This is a genomic window from Streptococcus oralis subsp. tigurinus, from assembly GCF_002093545.1.
GTDB lineage: Bacteria > Bacillota > Bacilli > Lactobacillales > Streptococcaceae > Streptococcus > Streptococcus oralis_C.
In genome coordinates this window covers 738,105-753,498 of sequence record NZ_LNVF01000001.1, presented here as the reverse complement: position 1 = coordinate 753,498, position 15,394 = coordinate 738,105, and the positions used below count along the sequence as shown (strand labels likewise).

Sequence of the window (15,394 nt, the reverse complement as noted above, 5' to 3'; positions counted from 1 at the left end):
TGATTCTTTCATACGATTTTTGGGCTGTTTAGAAAAGAGGAGAAGTGATGACTCAAGTAAAAGGGCTCTGTGTCATGGATGTTGATGGCACCCTGATAGCAGAGGAAGTGATTGATCTTTTAGGAAGAGAAGCAGGTTGCGAAGCCGAAATTTCGCAAATTACAAGCCAGGCAATGCGAGGTGAACTGGATTTTAAAACAAGTTTAAGAGCAAGAGTGGCTTTGTTAAAAGGTCTTCCAATTTCAGTCTTTGATACTGTCTTCAAATCCATTCACCTGTCCAAGAATGCTCAAGAATTTATCTCCATTCTCCAAAAGAATGGCATCCTCGTCGGTTTAGTGTCTGGTGGCTTTACACCAATCGTTGAGAGATTAGCAAAATCCCTTGGTATCTCCTATTTCTCTGCTAACCAGTTGGAAGTCAAAGACGGTTTTTTAACAGGAAAATTAGTTGGTGAAATTGTGACAGGTCAAGTAAAAAATGCTACTCTTGAGAAATGGAGAAAGGAATTAGAACTACCCAAAGAAAGAACGATTGCTATCGGTGATGGTGCCAATGACCTCTTGATGTTAAAGACAGCAGGCCACGGTATAGCCTTTTGTGCCAAAGAGGTCGTAAAAGCAGAGATAGCTTGTCATGTAGATACGAGGGATTTTTTGGAAGTTCTTCCTTTGATTGATTTCTTAGAATGAGAGGGAACTATGAAAATTGTAATCGCACCTGATTCTTTTAAAGAAAGTTTGACAGCAGAAGATGTCGCTCAAGCTATAAAAAAAGGCTTCGAACAGTCAATATCGGATGTAGAATGTCTGCTCTGTCCTGTTGGTGATGGTGGGGAAGGAACTGTAGATGCTATTCGCCATTCTCTTAATCTCGAAGAAAAATGGCAAGAGGTGACGGGGCCTTTTGGGCTAAAAGAATCAATGCGCTATTTTCAAAAAGATCAAATAGCGCTCTTCGAAGTTGCTGACTTGGTTGGTCTTGGAAAGATTCCGCAGGAGAAACGAAACCCTCTCCACATCCAAACTAGCGGTATCGGAGAATTGATTCGCCATCTCATTGATCAAGGAATGAAAGATATCTATGTCGGCGTTGGCGGTACGGCTAGTAATGACGGTGGGATAGGCATTGCTGCTGGTCTGGGTTATTGTTTTTATGATAAGAATGGAAAGGAATTACCAGCTTGCGGTCAGACTTTGCTTGAGTTCGAGTCAGTTTCAGACAGTGAGTTGTATAGGATTCCTGAAGATGTGAAAATTCGCATTTTAGCAGATGTCGTGAGCCCTTTATGTGGTCATCAAGGAGCGACCTATACATTTGGAAAACAAAAGGGCTTGGATCCTGCTTTATTTGAGACAGTAGATCTGGCTATGCAGCGGTTCTATGAAAAATTATCGCCTTCTACCCTATTTCTTAAAGGAGCAGGGGCAGGTGGCGGTATTGCTGCTGGACTCTGTGCCTTTGCTAAGGCCTGTATCGTATCTGGGATTGATACTTGCTTGGATTTGATAGACTTTGACAAGAAAGTTGCAGGTGCCGACTTGGTTATCGTTGGAGAAGGCAGACTGGACAGTCAAAGCTTTGCTGGAAAAGCTCCTATCGGCGTAGCCAAAAGAACCCCTAACAGAGTTCCAGTTATTGCTATTTGTGGTAGTCTTGCTGACGATTTGCCTCCCCTACCATTTGAAAATATAGAAGCTGCCTTTTCCATTTTAGAGAAATGTGAACCTTTAGAGAATAGTTTGAAAAATGCAAGTCTCTATTTGGAGCACACAGCTACTAATATCGGTCATTTATTAAATATGAGGAAGGATTAACCTAACCATTTTTTCCAGATGGATTTTTTAACTGGTTCATCCTGTTTAACCTCCCAGAGGCTTGGAAAAGCCAGTCGAAGATCCTTTTCATCCACTTGAACGGGTTCATTTGAATGGATAACTAAGCCAAAAGGTGAAGAAGTGTGTTCCTCTGATACAATCGTTGCTTGACTATTGGTTTCCTTAGCTTCCTTTAAGTAGAATACTTGTTTGTCAAACTCGATATTTGGCGAAATCTTCACAAAAAGACTCTCTGTCTTTTCTTGAAAGTTTTCCAAAATCGTTAAAAATCCTTTTTGGAGTTGAAGGCTATTGGCCGTCTCAACATCCGCGTATCCAAGAACTCTTTCCTCGAAAGTACCGAGGTAGCGGCGTTGTTCGTCAGGGTTTAATTTCGGCCCGCCATGAGCTTTTTCTAGTAGTTGTTTTGATAAATCTGTCATAAAAACAGTATATCACAAAAATCGCATGAAAACAGACAAAAGAAAGCGATTACTTTATAAAGTTAAGGAAAATTTGCACAAAGATAACGTTTTTTCTTGAAAAACGCTTATTTTTAAGGTATCATAGAGGTGTAAAAAATTTAACTCAAAGGAGAGTAAAAAATGTCAATTATTACTGATGTTTACGCTCGCGAAGTCCTAGACTCACGCGGTAACCCAACACTTGAGGTAGAAGTTTATACTGAATCAGGTGCTTTCGGACGTGGTATGGTTCCATCAGGAGCTTCTACTGGTGAACACGAAGCAGTTGAACTTCGCGACGGTGACAAATCTCGTTACGGTGGTCTTGGTACACAAAAAGCTGTTGACAACGTAAACAACATCATCGCTGAAGCTATCATCGGCTACGATGTACGTGACCAACAAGCTATCGACCGTGCTATGATCGCACTTGACGGTACTCCTAACAAAGGTAAATTGGGTGCAAACGCAATTCTTGGTGTGTCTATCGCTGTAGCTCGTGCTGCTGCTGACTACCTTGAAATCCCACTTTACAGCTACCTTGGTGGATTCAACACTAAAGTTCTTCCAACTCCAATGATGAACATCATCAACGGTGGTTCTCACTCTGACGCTCCAATCGCTTTCCAAGAATTCATGATCGTACCTGCTGGTGCACCAACATTCAAAGAAGCTCTTCGTTGGGGTGCTGAAATCTTCCACGCTCTTAAGAAAATCCTTAAATCACGTGGTTTGGAAACAGCCGTAGGTGACGAAGGTGGATTCGCTCCTCGTTTCGAAGGAACTGAAGACGGTGTCGAAACTATCCTTGCTGCAATCGAAGCTGCTGGATATGTTCCTGGTAAAGACGTATTTATCGGATTTGACTGTGCTTCATCAGAATTCTATGATGAAGAACGTAAAGTTTACGACTACACTAAATTTGAAGGTGAAGGCGCTGCTGTACGTACTGCTGCAGAACAAATCGACTACCTTGAAGAATTGGTAAACAAATACCCAATCATCACTATCGAAGATGGTATGGATGAAAACGACTGGGACGGTTGGAAAGCTCTTACTGAACGTCTTGGTGGTAAAGTTCAATTGGTTGGTGACGACTTCTTCGTAACAAACACTTCTTACCTTGAAAAAGGTATTGCAGAAGGTGCTGCTAACTCAATCCTTATCAAAGTTAACCAAATCGGTACTCTTACTGAAACATTCGACGCTATTGAAATGGCGAAAGAAGCTGGTTACACTGCTGTTGTATCACACCGTTCAGGTGAAACTGAAGATTCAACAATCGCTGACATCGCAGTTGCAACTAACGCAGGACAAATCAAGACTGGTTCACTTTCACGTACAGACCGTATTGCTAAATACAACCAATTGCTTCGTATTGAAGACCAACTTGGTGAAGTAGCTGAATACCGTGGATTGAAATCATTCTACAACTTGAAAAAATAAAATAGTTCAGTGAACTATTTTATCCCGAACCTTGAAATTCAAAAGTTCGGTCGTTGATTTAACAACGTTTTAAGCCCTCCGGATTTATTCCGAAGGGCTTTTTTCTATTCAGAGGGAAAAAAGGGGGCAGAGTTTATGGTATAATAGACAAAAACATTTGTATTAGGAAGAAATTATGTCTAAAGAGATTGATATTGAGTACTACCACCAACTAGCACTGCAAAAGCAGAAGGAGCACCGCAAAGTGTTAGCTAATCTAAAGAAAAAACCTCCTAAAAACTTAGATAAGATTGCCCAGCAGATTCACCAAGAAGTTTTTGCTGAGATTGATTGTACTGCCTGCGCGAACTGTTGCAAGACATTGGGGCCTGACTTTAAGGAAGCCGATATTACCCGTATTGCTAAGTACTTTAAGATGAAATTACCAGCCTTTGAAGCAGAGTTTTTACAAGTTGATGAAGATGGAGATAAGGTTTTCAAATCCATGCCTTGCCCCTTTCTAGGAGGAGATAATCTCTGCTCCATCTACGACGTTCGACCAAAGGCTTGCCGCGAGTTCCCTCATACAGATCGTAAGAAGATTTATCAAATTAATCATCTGACAATCAAAAATACTTTGACCTGCCCAGCAGCCTATCTCTTTGTTGAGAAATTAAAGGGGAAGTTGTAAAAATTGAACCTTTAAATCTTGTACAAAGATTCTGGGGCGGAAGTATCTGATATCTGTTAGACTTTAATCAGGAGGTGAAAAAGAATATGATGCATCAATTCAATCGAACCATGGAATATCTGGAAAGCAAGTTGGACGCAGAAGTGGATTTGCAGAAATTCCAGCAGCTATCGGGCTATTCTTATGCTCTCTTTAGCAGGCTCTTTTCCATCCTAGCAGATACGACTTTAGCAGAATATTTGCGCAATCGCAGGCTGTCAGAAGCTGTGACAGACTTGCGGGAAAGCTCTGAGAAAGTTATTGATATAGCACTCAAATACGGCTATGAGTCTGCGGATGCCTTTAGCGCAGCTTTCAAGAAATTCCATGGTGCAACTCCCTCAGAAGTTCGAAATGGAAAACCTTATCGGGTCTTTCCTAAGCTTCAATTATCCTTAAAAATCACAGGAGGAAAGAACATGGATATCAAGATTCAAAAGAAGCCTGCATTTATCGTGGCAGGCGTCCTATTGGAAGCTATTGACAATAGCAAATGCCCGTCTGCTTGGGATCAACTCTATGCCCATCACAGTTTTGAAATGCTAGAAGGTTTGGGTAGTGGCCAATCCTTTGGCGTCTGCTCGGATGTCAAAGAAGGCGAAATCATCAACTATATGGCTGCTTATGATGTGACGGATAAAACTAAAGCAGAAGAACTAGGTCTGTCCATCAAAGATATCCCAGCAGCTGAATATGCTATCGTCCCAGTCAAAGTTCCTATACCAGCTAGCATTCACAATGCTTGGAAATATGTTCTAGAGATTTTTTTCCCAGAAACTGGCTATCGCCACTCAGGAGCGCCAGACTTTGAAGTCTATACCGAGGGAGACATGTCGTCACCAGACTATCAAATGCAACTCTGGATACCAGTAAGCAAGGACTAGATAATTTTCTATTTTTTATAAAGATGGAAAGCTGACTCTGTAGAAGGTATCTTTTACAGAGTTTTTAATTGTTGACATTCATGTCCGTAAATCACAAATACCCATATTTTTTGTTTGGATTTAATGGGGCATGCGAATAGTTTTCTCGGTATAATAGTCCCATAGAAGATAAGGAGGCATGAATATGCAGATGTATTTTGGAGATGTGTCACTTTGCTATAGCTATTCATTGGCAATGGCACTCGACGCCTATGGTTATGACTTTAAAGCAGATTTTTTAGAGGCAATCATGGCGATGGGGAAGGCGCTAGTATCGTAAAGGAAGATGAGCAGCACCCTCTAGTATTCTTTGATAATGGAATGCCAGATCTTTCCATCTCTCATTCCTTAAAAATACTTGGGTTTGACTATGAGGACTTCTATCTAAAGGATGGATCGGAAGTAGATTTGGAAGAGGTTAAAGGAAAGTTGGAAACCTTTCTGTCCAATGGACCTGTCGTACTGGGACCTCTTGATATGGGGCATCTGACCTACAATCCCAATCACACAATCCTTTATGGTGTGGATCACTTCGTAACCGTGTATGGCATTGATGATCAGTACCTTTATTTGCATGATCCAGCTGGTTTTGCCTGTATGAAGGTTACTTTTAATGACATTATAGAAGCTTGGAAGGCGGAGGCTATTGACTATAAGCGAGGAGCTTACTCCATGTGGGGAAATTTTAAGAAGGTCAAGACTCCTAGTCAGACTGAAATCTACCAAGAAACAGCAAGGATTATGAAGACCCGATATCTGGATGGACAAAGAGGTGTATTGGAATGTTATGCAAAAGCAGTTGCTGAAAATGGCTTAAATACAGAGCAAAAACTATTGCATCAGTATTTCAGCTTTAAACTTGCTGCTGTTCGAAATCTCTACCTCAGTAAGTTCTTAAAAGACCATGATTCCGAAGGAGCAAGATTAAAAGAGGAATTGGCTACTTTATTTGGCCAAGCCCATCTTTCATGTTTAAAAGAAGATTATCAAGAACTAGCCCACTTGCTCTATCAGATAGCTGAAGTGGATGGTCGCTTTAGAGATTTATATGTAAACTAGTGACTATAAGCATAAAATAACTAGTCAGTAAAAGCAGTTTTTCGTAAAATGAAGAACTGCTTTTTGATTGTGGTATAATGAAGTAAGAAAATAGCTTATTCTACTTGAAAATGAAGGGAGAACTCCTATGCCTAGACCAAGAACGAAAGAGGAGCTAGTGTTAGCCTCTAAGGAAAACTATGAAAAGCTCAATCACTTTATCTCTAAATTAAGTGAAGAGGAACTACAGACTCCTTTTGATTTTTCAAAAGACCAAAAGAAAAAAGAAGCTCACTGGAAAAGAGATAAAAATCTAAGAGATGTTCTGATCCATCTCTATGAATGGCATCAGTTACTTTTGACTTGGGTACATTCTAATCAAAAGGGACATGAAAGACCTTTTCTCCCTGAACCTTATAATTGGAAAACTTATGGGGAAATGAATGTCGCTATTTGGAAGAAGCACCAGAAAACGTCTCTAGAAGAAGCGACTAGGCTACTAGAGCAATCACATAAAGAGGTTTTAGAGTTGATGGAAGGCTTCAGCAATGACCAACTCTTTACCAAAGGTATCTATAAATGGACGGGTGGGACAAGTCTAGGTTCCTACTTTGTCAGTAGCACCTCCAGTCACTATGATTGGGCTCTGAAAAAGCTCAAAGCTCATCAGAGAAATTGTAAGAGTAGCTAGTTGAAGTGCTATTGAAATTCACCAAAGGTTATTCTAAGCTTCGAATCGCTTCATTCTCGTGATTTTTGAACAATTTTAGCTTTAGAATCCTTCAAAAATTAAAATTTAAGGCTGTCATAGATTTAGAACAGATCTAAAACATATATATAAATGCAATTCTAAACTTAGAATTGCATTTATATTAGAGTAATTGGACTGTTCGACGTTTAGAATGCCTTGACTCTGAAAAATGTTGACTAGAAAATGGATCGAATGGCTTTTTTCTGATATAGATGATAGATAGATGGGGGAGATGATGAACATACAAAAAGAGAAAGTTAGAAAAGAGTTGGGGTCCCTCTGTTTGGGAGAACTTGCAGCCATCCTATCCTTTTGGTTGTGTTTTTTCCTTTTGAAAAATCGGCTTGGTGATTGGAGGAGTCTAGTCACCATTCTCTATCCTTTATCTTTACTGACATTTATACTGCTTCAAGGTTCAATCTATTGGGCGATTTTGATTACAAGACTGTCGAATCCCCAGTTCGGAAGCGGTAGTGTCCCCAAACTATATAGTGGTTTCAGAATACTAGATCTTATTTTACTTATTTCAGGCTTTCCTTTTATAGTCTGGAATACACAGAGTTTCCAAGTGGCTATCTTAGCTACATTGATACAACTTTTTGCTCTTATCGAATGGGTTAATTATTTCCTCGTACGCTTATCCTATAGTCTGAATCCTCTTGTTTTATGGAAACGAATTACCAAGGGAAAACTTGAAAAAAGCAGAATAGCCAAGGAGTTGGGATAGAGACGAATAAAGAGTTTACCCATTCGTTTTGTAATATGCTATAATAAATCTATCAATTATTTTAACAACTACTTTAAGTGAGGTAAGTATGCAAATTAACTATAAGAAGACAGAAATCAGATATTGTTATATCTAAACCGTCAGCCATTGAAGTAGGAAAATACTTGAAAACGTGGAAAAATCTTAAAAATTATCAGTTGCAAGAAGATGCTTTAGATAAATTATTTTTTGAGCTTTTACCAATATTTTTTCAGTTTATCCAGTTGCAGAGCATATTCTAAGTCTTAAAATTGATGAGAGGTTGAGACAAGGTGATGTAACTTTAGTCAAGGAAATTCAAAATGTTACTATTAATGGAGTCACTAGAAAGTTTTATTCTTTTTCTACCAAATACTGTTCTCATCATAATCCTAACGAATACCCTATTTATGATAGCTATGTAGAAAAGGTATTAAAATATTTTAGAAAAACAGATAAATTTTTTAACTTTAAGAATGCAGACCTAAAAGATTATCAAAAATTTAAAAATATAATTATTGCTTTTAGAGAATACTATGGATTAGAAGAATTTAATCTTAAAGAAATTGATCAGTACTTATGGCAGTTGGGAAAAGAATATTTCCCTAATAAATACTAGTAACTTGTTCTCACATAGAAAGGAAAAATCAAATTGCCCTACAAATTTCTACTCTTCGACCTCGACCACACCTTGCTTGATTTTGATGCTGCTGAGGATGTGGCTCTGACGCAACTTCTAAAGGAAGAAGGAGTTGCGGACATTCAAGCCTATAAAGACTATTACGTTCCTATGAACAAGGCTCTCTGGAAGGACTTGGAGCAAAAGAAAATCAGTAAACAAGAGCTGGTTAACACGCGCTTTTCTCGTTTATTTGCCTATTTCGGACAGGGGAAAGACGGTACGTTACTCGCCCAGCGTTATCAATTTTACTTAGCCCAACAAGGACAAACTCTTTCGGGCGCTCATGAACTCTTGGACAGCCTCATCGAGCGTGATTATGACTTGTATGCTGCGACAAATGGCATTACTGCCATTCAAACGGGACGTTTGGCTCAATCTGGTCTGGCACCTTATTTCAACCAAGTTTTTATCTCCGAGCAGTTGCAAACACAAAAACCTGATGCACTATTCTATGAAAAAATCGGTCAGCAGATTGTAGGATTTAGCAAAGAAAAGACGCTGATGATTGGAGATTCCTTAACGGCTGACATTCAAGGTGGTAATAATGCTGGAATTGACACTATCTGGTACAACCCTCATCGCCTTGAAAATCACACACAAGCCCAGCCGACCTATGAAGTCCATTCCTACCAAGACTTACTGGATTGTTTGGATAAACTGTAAAAAGTGGTTTAGATAGCCACTTTTTGCTATAATAGAAGCAGTAAAAACGAAGGAGTTGGCGATGCAACACTCATCTTGGCATGCTTTGATTAAGGAGCAATTACCTGAGGGGTATTTCGGGAAAATCAATCAATTTATAGAGCAGGCATATGCACAGGGAACTGTTTATCCACCCAAGGAAAAGGTTTTTCAGGCTTTATTGACAACACCGCTTGAAGAGGTTAAGGTGGTGATTCTAGGGCAAGACCCTTATCACAGGCCAGGTCAAGCTCAGGGCTTGAGTTTTTCTGTACCGGATACCATTCCAGCGCCACCGTCCTTGCAAAATATCTTGAAAGAATTGTCAGATGACATCGGGGTTAAGAAATATCATGATTTGACAGCTTGGGCTGAGCAAGGAGTCTTACTTCTCAATGCTTGCTTGACCGTTCCTGCTGGGCAGGCCAATGGTCATTCTGGGCTGATATGGGAGCCTTTTACAGATGCTGTGATTCAGGTTGTCAATAATCTAGATAGGCCAGTGGTCTTTGTACTCTGGGGCGCTTATGCACGCAAGAAGAAGTCCTTGGTTACCAATCCTCACCACTTGATTATCGAATCAGCCCATCCCAGTCCTTTATCTGTTTTCAGAGGATTTTGGGGTTCCAAGCCTTTTTCTAAGGCTAATGCATTTTTAAAAGAGACAGGACAAGTGCCAATTGATTGGCTTAGATAAGGAGAGAATATGCCTCAGTTAGCGACGATTTGCTATATTGATAACGGAAAAGAACTGCTCATGCTGCATCGCAATAAGAAGCCGAATGATGTCCATGAAGGCAAATGGATTGGTGTAGGTGGTAAGTTAGAGCGAGGGGAGACACCTCAAGAATGCGCAGCGCGTGAAATCTTCGAAGAAACAGGTTTGAAAGGTAAGCCTGTGCTAAAAGGCGTTATCACTTTTCCTGAGTTCACGCCTGATTTAGACTGGTACACCTATGTTTTTAAGGTAACGGAGTTTGAGGGGGACTTGATTGACTGCAATGAGGGGACGCTGGAATGGGTTCCCTATGATGAAGTTTTGAGCAAGCCGACTTGGGAGGGTGATCACACCTTTGTTGAGTGGCTTTTAGAGGACAAACCCTTCTTTTCAGCTAAGTTTGTTTATGATGGGGATAAATTGTTGGATACTCAAGTTGATTTCTATGAATAAAGGAGAAAGCAGATGTTACTAATCAAAAATGGTCGTGTAATGGATCCCAAGTCTGGTTTGGATCAAGTGTGTGATGTTTTGGTCCAAGATGGGAAAATTGTCAAAATTGCGCCTGAAATTAAGGAAGAAGGAGCAGAACTGATTGATGCTACTGGGCTTGTAGTTGCGCCTGGACTCGTGGATATTCATGTTCATTTTCGTGAACCTGGTCAGACCCACAAGGAGGATATCCATACTGGTGCTCTAGCAGCCGCTGCAGGTGGTTTTACAACGGTCGTCATGATGGCTAATACCAATCCAACCATCTCAGACGTGGAGACTTTGCAAGAAGTTCTTCAGTCAGCTGCTAAAGAGAAAATCAATGTTAAGACGGTTGCGACCATTACTAAGAATTTTAATGGCCAAGACTTAACTGACTTTAAGGCACTTTTGGAAGCTGGAGCAGTTGGTTTCTCAGATGACGGTATCCCGCTTGAAAGTAGCAAGGTTCTCAAAGAAGCCTTGGAAACTGCCAAGAAACTAGGTACTTTTGTCTGTCTTCACGAGGAAGATCCAGGCTTAAATGGTATTCTTGGCTTCAACGAAAACATCGCTAAAGATCACTTCAAGATCTGTGGTGCGACAGGTGTAGCAGAATACGCCATGATTGCGCGTGATGTCATGATTGCCTATGCAACCAAGGCCCATGTTCACATCCAGCATTTATCTAAGGAAGAAAGTGTCAAAGTAGTAGAGTTTGCTCAAGGTTTGGGGGCCCAAGTCACAGCAGAAGTGGCACCACAACATTTTTCTAAGACAGAAACTCTTCTTTTAACTCAAGGTAGCAATGCCAAAATGAACCCTCCGCTTCGTTTGGAATCAGACCGTCGTGCCGTTATCAAAGGTCTCAAGTCAGGTGTTATCACAGTTATCGCAACAGACCACGCGCCTCACCATGCAGATGAGAAAAATGTAGAAGATATCACCAAAGCGCCATCTGGTATGACTGGTTTGGAAACCTCTCTTTCTCTTGGTTTGACTTATTTGGTGGAAGCTGGTGAACTAAGCTTGATGGAATTACTAGAAAAAATGACTGTCAATCCAGCCAAACTTTACAACTTTGAAGCAGGCTACTTGGCTGAAAATGGGCCAGCGGACATCACTATCTTTGATGACAAGGCTGATCGTACTGTTGGTCCAAACTTCGTTTCAAAATCAGCCAATTCTCCATTTATCGGGGAAACTTTAAAAGGGCAGGTCAAATATACTATCTGTAAGGGACAAATCGTCTATCAAAACTAGATGGGGCTCTGCTCTATAAACTATAAGAATAGAGAGCGTATATGTACCCAACCCATCAATTTAAAGACAAGTTTATTTTATTTCTTAAGATATTTTTCCCTATCCTGATTTATCAATTTGCCAATTATTCTGCCTCTTTTGTTGATACAACAATGACTGGGCAGTACAATACCATGGACTTGGCTGGTGTGTCTATGGCAACTAGTATCTGGAATCCCTTCTTTACATTCCTAACAGGGATTGTATCAGCCCTGGTGCCCATCATTGGTCACCATCTTGGTCGAGGTAAAAAGGAAGAAGTTGCGTCAGATTTTTACCAGTTCATCTATTTGGCCTTGGGTCTATCTGTGGTCTTACTGGGACTGGTACTTTTCTTGGCACCTCTTGTCTTAAATCATATCGGACTAGAAACTCAAGTAGCGGCAGTTGCAGTTCGTTATCTTTGGTATTTGTCTATAGGCATTATTCCCTTGTTGCTTTTCAGTGTTATCCGATTGCTACTTGATTCTCTAGGCTTGACTAAGCTATCTATGTACCTCATGCTTTTGTTACTTCCGCTCAATAGTGGTTTTAACTATCTCTTGATATATGGAGCCCTTGGTTTTCCAGAGCTTGGTGGCGCAGGAGCAGGGCTAGGAACTTCGCTAGCCTACTGGGTTTTATTGGGTATTTCCCTGCTTGTTTTGTTCAAACAGGAAAGATTAAAAGCGTTACATCTTGAAAAACCTATTCCACTTAATATAGATAAAATCAAGGAAGGTGTTCGATTAGGTCTACCAATCGGAGGAACCGTATTTGCTGAAGTGGCTATTTTCTCCGTGGTGGGACTAATCATGGCTAAGTTTTCATCGCTCATCATCGCCAGTCACCAGTCAGCTATGAATTTTTCGAGTCTCATGTACGCTTTTCCCATGAGTATTTCCTCTGCTATGGCAATTGTTGTGTCTTACGAGGTGGGGGCTAAACGTTTTGAGGATGCAAAAACCTATGCTCGTCTGGGGAGAATAACAGCCCTTATTTTTGCTGGTCTTACCCTGTCCTTTCTCTACATTTTTAGAGATCGTGTAGCAAGTCTATATGGGAATGACTCTCAGTTCATTGAAACAACTGCTGTATTTCTGACTTACAGTCTTTTTTTCCAGCTAGCTGATACCTTTGCAGCTCCGCTCCAGGGGATTCTAAGAGGCTATAAGGACACTATCGTTCCTTTCTATCTTGGCTTAATCGGGTATTGGGGAGTAGCGATACCTCTAGGATACCTACTAGATCAGGCAACTGACTTAGGGGCATTTGCCTACTGGATTGGGTTAATTGCCAGTTTGATTGTTTCTGGCTGTTTGTATCAATGGCGTTTGAAATCCATAATGAAAAGATTGGGCTAATTTTTGGAAAATATCCCGAAAAATAACTTTGTGAAAAAATACTCTAACTGGAGAGAATCCCTGTTAAAACAGGGATTTGTTTTTTTACCTTGTGAAATTTTATCGGTCATATACTTTGACAGTGTTTTCTAAAAACGGTAAAATAGTAGAGTAAGTACAAAGTTAGAAAGGCAAGAAGATGTCAACTTTAGATAAAAATCTTTTGCTAGAGATGTTCCGTAAGATGGAAGAAATCCGTCGTATGGACTTAAAAATTGCGCAATTAGTAAAGAAAGGGAAAGTGCCAGGAATGACGCACTTTTCTGTTGGAGAAGAGGCAGCTAACGTGGGTGCTATGTTGGCTCTCAATCCAGATGATCTAATTACCTCAAACCACCGTGGTCACGGACAAGCTATTGCCAAAGGAATTGACCTCAACGGAATGATGGCTGAAATCCTTGGCAAATACACTGGAACTTGTAAAGGAAAAGGTGGTTCCATGCACATTGCTGACCTTGATGCTGGTAACCTTGGTGCCAATGGTATCGTAGGTGGTGGTATGGGAATCGCTGTTGGTGCAGCCCTCAGTCAGCAAATGCAGAAAACTGGAAAAATCGTCGTCTGCTTCTTTGGAGATGGCGCGACTAACGAAGGTGTCTTCCACGAAGCAGTGAACATGGCTTCTATCTGGAACCTTCCAGTGATTTTCTACTGCATTAACAACGGTTATGGGATCTCTGCGGATATCAAGAAAATGACTAACGTGGAACATATCCATCACCGTAGCGCAGCTTATGGAATTCCTGGAATGTTTATTGAAGATGGAAACAACGTCATCGACGTTTATGAAGGATTTAAGAAAGCTGTAGACCATGTTCGTAGTGGCAATGGTCCTGTATTGATTGAAAGTGTCACTTACCGCTGGCTTGGTCACTCATCATCAGACCCTGGTAAATATCGTACTCGCGAAGAAGTGGAATTGTGGAAACAAAAAGACCCAATCGAAAACCTTCGTAACTATCTCGTTGAGAACAACATTGCAAGTGCAGAAGAATTGGAAGAAATCCAAGCGCAAGTCAAGGAAGAAGTAGAAGCTTCTGTTAAATTTGCGGAAGAAAGTCCATTCCCACCGCTTGAATCAGCATTTGAAGATATTTACGCAGACTAAGGAGAAAGAGATAAAATGGAAACAAAAACAATGTCCTTCCGTGACACTATTATCCTTGCTATGTCTGAGGAAATGCGTCGCGATGAAAATGTGTTCTTGATGGGAGAAGACGTCGGAGTCTTCGGAGGAGACTTCGGAACTTCTGTTGGAATGCTTGAAGAATTTGGTCCAGAACGTATCCGTGACTGTCCGATTTCTGAAGCTGCCATCTCTGGAGCAGCAGCAGGAGCAGCCATGACGGGACTTCGTCCAATCGTCGATATGACCTTCATGGACTTCTCGGTTATTGCTATGGACAATATCGTCAACCAAGCAGCTAAAACACGTTATATGTTTGGTGGTAAAGGTCAGGTTCCAATGACTGTCCGCTGTGCAGCTGGTAACGGAGTTGGTTCTGCAGCGCAGCACTCGCAATCTCTAGAGTCTTGGTTTACTCACATTCCTGGACTTAAGGTTGTGGCACCTGGAACACCTGCGGACATGAAAGGACTTCTTAAGTCTTCTATCCGAGACAACAATCCTGTTATCATTCTTGAGTACAAGTCAGAATTTAACCAAAAAGGGGAAGTACCAGTTGATCCAGACTATACAATCCCACTTGGGGTTGGGGAAATCAAACGTCAAGGTACAGATGTAACAGTTGTTACTTATGGAAAAATGCTTCGCCGTGTGGTTCAAGCTGCCGAAGAATTGGCAGAAGAAGGAATTTCAGTTGAAATTGTGGACCCACGTACCCTTGTACCGCTTGATAAGGATATCATCATTAACTCAGTTAAGAAGACTGGTAAGGTGGTGCTTGTCAACGATGCTCACAAAACAAGTGGCTATATCGGAGAGATTTCAGCTATTATTTCAGAATCAGAAGCATTTGATTATCTAGACGCACCAATCCGCCGTTGCGCAGGAGAAGATGTGCCAATGCCTTACGCACAAAACCTAGAAAATGCTATGATTCCAACCGTTGAAAGAATCAAAGATGCCATCCGTAAGACTTATAACAAAGAATAATCTTGCATAAATTAAATTATGTAAGATTTTAGAGATTTTTAACTTTAGTAACTTAAGATATGTTTTGTATCTAACTTATTTGTAAAGTTGTGACAGTTTTTTGACGAATCAATAATATTCGATAAAAAACTTAGTAAGTCTACTAGGTT

15 protein-coding genes and 2 pseudogenes are annotated in these 15,394 nt (G+C 40.6%); 16 read left to right on the top strand and 1 reads right to left on the bottom strand.

All coding sequences use genetic code 11. The features are described 5' to 3' along the window. The first annotated feature begins 47 nt into the window (after positions 1-47). Both serB and ATE34_RS03765 read left to right on the top strand, forming a co-directional pair. Positions 48-692, top strand: a complete 645-nt coding sequence (gene serB, locus ATE34_RS03770; RefSeq protein ID WP_084911114.1) for a phosphoserine phosphatase SerB — start codon at positions 48-50, stop codon at positions 690-692. A 9-nt stretch (positions 693-701) separates the two neighbouring features. After that, the gene (locus ATE34_RS03765) at positions 702-1,817 is read left to right on the top strand and encodes a glycerate kinase (protein ID WP_084911113.1); all 1,116 of its coding nucleotides are present in this window, start codon (positions 702-704) and stop codon (positions 1,815-1,817) included. Here the strand turns inward: ATE34_RS03765 and ATE34_RS03760 are convergent. After that, positions 1,814-2,260 (bottom strand): DUF1694 domain-containing protein, encoded by a 447-nt coding sequence (locus tag ATE34_RS03760; protein ID WP_000131103.1) that lies wholly within the window; start codon positions 2,258-2,260, stop codon positions 1,814-1,816. The genes ATE34_RS03765 and ATE34_RS03760 overlap by 4 nt on opposite strands. A gap of 162 nt (positions 2,261-2,422) precedes the next feature. Between ATE34_RS03760 and eno the strand changes: the two genes are divergently transcribed. From eno to ATE34_RS03690, 14 genes and pseudogenes are all read left to right on the top strand, one after another. After that, positions 2,423-3,727, top strand: a complete 1,305-nt coding sequence (gene eno / locus ATE34_RS03755; protein ID WP_000022823.1) for a surface-displayed alpha-enolase — start codon at positions 2,423-2,425, stop codon at positions 3,725-3,727. A 175-nt stretch (positions 3,728-3,902) separates the two neighbouring features. Next, the gene (locus ATE34_RS03750) at positions 3,903-4,397 is read left to right on the top strand and encodes a YkgJ family cysteine cluster protein (RefSeq protein ID WP_000031477.1); all 495 of its coding nucleotides are present in this window, start codon (positions 3,903-3,905) and stop codon (positions 4,395-4,397) included. A gap of 86 nt (positions 4,398-4,483) precedes the next feature. Then, positions 4,484-5,320 (top strand): AraC family transcriptional regulator, encoded by an 837-nt coding sequence (locus ATE34_RS03745; protein WP_084911112.1) that lies wholly within the window; start codon positions 4,484-4,486, stop codon positions 5,318-5,320. A gap of 184 nt (positions 5,321-5,504) precedes the next feature. Then, positions 5,505-6,418 (top strand): annotated as a pseudogene (locus tag ATE34_RS03740) (peptidase). 127 nt (positions 6,419-6,545) lie between these two features. Beyond that, positions 6,546-7,088: a ClbS/DfsB family four-helix bundle protein gene (locus ATE34_RS03735; RefSeq protein ID WP_084911111.1), complete on the top strand. Its 543-nt coding sequence runs from the start codon at positions 6,546-6,548 to the stop codon at positions 7,086-7,088. Positions 7,089-7,371: 283 nt separating this feature from the next. Beyond that, the gene (locus ATE34_RS03730; RefSeq protein WP_002883158.1) at positions 7,372-7,875 is read left to right on the top strand and encodes a hypothetical protein; all 504 of its coding nucleotides are present in this window, start codon (positions 7,372-7,374) and stop codon (positions 7,873-7,875) included. Positions 7,876-7,963: 88 nt separating this feature from the next. Continuing rightward, positions 7,964-8,512: pseudogene (locus ATE34_RS11330) on the top strand (hypothetical protein). A gap of 33 nt (positions 8,513-8,545) precedes the next feature. Beyond that, complete coding sequence (pynA, locus tag ATE34_RS03720) at positions 8,546-9,238, top strand: pyrimidine 5'-nucleotidase PynA (protein WP_084911110.1); 693 nt, start codon at positions 8,546-8,548, stop codon at positions 9,236-9,238. A gap of 61 nt (positions 9,239-9,299) precedes the next feature. Further along, positions 9,300-9,953, top strand: coding sequence for a uracil-DNA glycosylase (locus tag ATE34_RS03715; RefSeq protein WP_084911109.1), 654 nt, complete (start codon positions 9,300-9,302; stop codon positions 9,951-9,953). A 9-nt stretch (positions 9,954-9,962) separates the two neighbouring features. Continuing rightward, on the top strand, positions 9,963-10,427 hold the full coding sequence (locus ATE34_RS03710; protein ID WP_001135762.1) for an NUDIX hydrolase: 465 nt from the start codon (positions 9,963-9,965) through the stop codon (positions 10,425-10,427). Positions 10,428-10,439: 12 nt separating this feature from the next. Further along, positions 10,440-11,708, top strand: a complete 1,269-nt coding sequence (locus ATE34_RS03705; RefSeq protein WP_084911108.1) for a dihydroorotase — start codon at positions 10,440-10,442, stop codon at positions 11,706-11,708. A gap of 41 nt (positions 11,709-11,749) precedes the next feature. Next, complete coding sequence (locus ATE34_RS03700) at positions 11,750-13,090, top strand: MATE family efflux transporter (protein WP_084911107.1); 1,341 nt, start codon at positions 11,750-11,752, stop codon at positions 13,088-13,090. A gap of 178 nt (positions 13,091-13,268) precedes the next feature. Then, a complete protein-coding gene (locus tag ATE34_RS03695) occupies positions 13,269-14,237 on the top strand; it encodes a thiamine pyrophosphate-dependent dehydrogenase E1 component subunit alpha (RefSeq protein WP_084911106.1) in 969 nt (322 codons plus the stop codon). 15 nt (positions 14,238-14,252) lie between these two features. Next, entirely contained in the window at positions 14,253-15,245 is a 993-nt protein-coding gene (locus ATE34_RS03690) for an alpha-ketoacid dehydrogenase subunit beta (protein WP_084911105.1), read from the top strand. Positions 15,246-15,394: the final 149 nt, after the last annotated feature.

Bases quoted from the DNA above. Each gene is read 5' to 3' on its own strand.
- serB (WP_084911114.1), top strand. From the start codon at position 48: ATGACTCAAGTAAAAGGGCTCTGTGTCATGGATGTTGATGGCACCCTG.
- ATE34_RS03765 (WP_084911113.1), top strand. From the start codon at position 702: ATGAAAATTGTAATCGCACCTGATTCTTTTAAAGAAAGTTTGACAGCA.
- ATE34_RS03760 (WP_000131103.1), bottom strand. From the start codon at position 2,260: ATGACAGATTTATCAAAACAACTACTAGAAAAAGCTCATGGCGGGCCG.
- eno (WP_000022823.1), top strand. From the start codon at position 2,423: ATGTCAATTATTACTGATGTTTACGCTCGCGAAGTCCTAGACTCACGC.
- ATE34_RS03750 (WP_000031477.1), top strand. From the start codon at position 3,903: ATGTCTAAAGAGATTGATATTGAGTACTACCACCAACTAGCACTGCAA.
- ATE34_RS03745 (WP_084911112.1), top strand. From the start codon at position 4,484: ATGATGCATCAATTCAATCGAACCATGGAATATCTGGAAAGCAAGTTG.
- ATE34_RS03735 (WP_084911111.1), top strand. From the start codon at position 6,546: ATGCCTAGACCAAGAACGAAAGAGGAGCTAGTGTTAGCCTCTAAGGAA.
- ATE34_RS03730 (WP_002883158.1), top strand. From the start codon at position 7,372: ATGGGGGAGATGATGAACATACAAAAAGAGAAAGTTAGAAAAGAGTTG.
- ATE34_RS03715 (WP_084911109.1), top strand. From the start codon at position 9,300: ATGCAACACTCATCTTGGCATGCTTTGATTAAGGAGCAATTACCTGAG.
- ATE34_RS03710 (WP_001135762.1), top strand. From the start codon at position 9,963: ATGCCTCAGTTAGCGACGATTTGCTATATTGATAACGGAAAAGAACTG.
- ATE34_RS03705 (WP_084911108.1), top strand. From the start codon at position 10,440: ATGTTACTAATCAAAAATGGTCGTGTAATGGATCCCAAGTCTGGTTTG.
- ATE34_RS03700 (WP_084911107.1), top strand. From the start codon at position 11,750: ATGTACCCAACCCATCAATTTAAAGACAAGTTTATTTTATTTCTTAAG.
- ATE34_RS03695 (WP_084911106.1), top strand. From the start codon at position 13,269: ATGTCAACTTTAGATAAAAATCTTTTGCTAGAGATGTTCCGTAAGATG.
- ATE34_RS03690 (WP_084911105.1), top strand. From the start codon at position 14,253: ATGGAAACAAAAACAATGTCCTTCCGTGACACTATTATCCTTGCTATG.